This window comes from Wenjunlia tyrosinilytica, assembly GCF_014646055.1.
Taxonomy (GTDB): Bacteria; Actinomycetota; Actinomycetes; order Streptomycetales; family Streptomycetaceae; genus Wenjunlia; species Wenjunlia tyrosinilytica.
In genome coordinates this window covers 1-675 of record NZ_BMMS01000158.1, presented here as the reverse complement: position 1 = coordinate 675, position 675 = coordinate 1, and the positions used below count along the sequence as shown (strand labels likewise).

Genomic DNA, 675 nt, shown 5'->3' with positions numbered 1-675 from the left:
TCGCCGACCGTCATCCGCGGGTTGAGCGAGGTGTACGGGTCCTGGAACACCATCTGGATGTTCCGGCGCACGGCTTTGAGCGCGCGGCCGGAGAGCCGGGTGATGTCCTGGCCCTTGTAGAGCACCTGGCCCGCGGTGGCCCGCTCGAGGTTCATCAGCAGCTTGGCGACGGTGGACTTGCCGCAGCCGGACTCGCCCACGATGCCCAGCGTCTCGCCCTGGTACAGCTCGAACGAGATGCCGTCGACCGCCTTCACGGCGCCGACCTGCTTCTTGAACAGGATGCCCTGGGTGAGCGGGAAGTGCTTCACCAGGTCGTTGACCTGGAGAATCGGCTCACCGCGCGAGACGGGCTGAGCGATGGCCGCCTCGACCTGCGCCACCTCGTCGGAGACGGCCTCATCGTTCTTCGAGAGCTCAGGCATCGAGGGTCTCCTTCCAGAAGTGGCAGGCGCTGCGGCGACCCGGGAGTTCGGTGCCGTCCCGCTCCGTCACCGCGAACAGCGGCGGAACGTCCTGGCGGCACACGTCCTGGGCCATCGGGCAGCGCGGGTTGAAGGCGCAGCCCGGCGGGATGCGCAGGAGGTTCGGGGGCAGGCCCTTGATCGCGTAGAGCTCCTGTCCCTTGAGGTCCAGGCGGGGGATCGATTCCAGCAGGCCCTTGGTGTACGGGTG

General features: G+C 68.0%; 2 protein-coding genes. Both read right to left on the bottom strand.

The features are described from left to right. Window positions 1-425: ATP-binding cassette domain-containing protein (locus IEY86_RS36020; protein WP_189136104.1), on the bottom strand; the 425-nt coding region annotated here is incomplete at its 3' end. Beyond that, window positions 418-675 (bottom strand): oligopeptide/dipeptide ABC transporter ATP-binding protein (locus IEY86_RS36015; protein ID WP_373287160.1); only part of this gene is annotated, 258 nt, incomplete at its 5' end. The genes IEY86_RS36020 and IEY86_RS36015, both read right to left, overlap by 8 nt.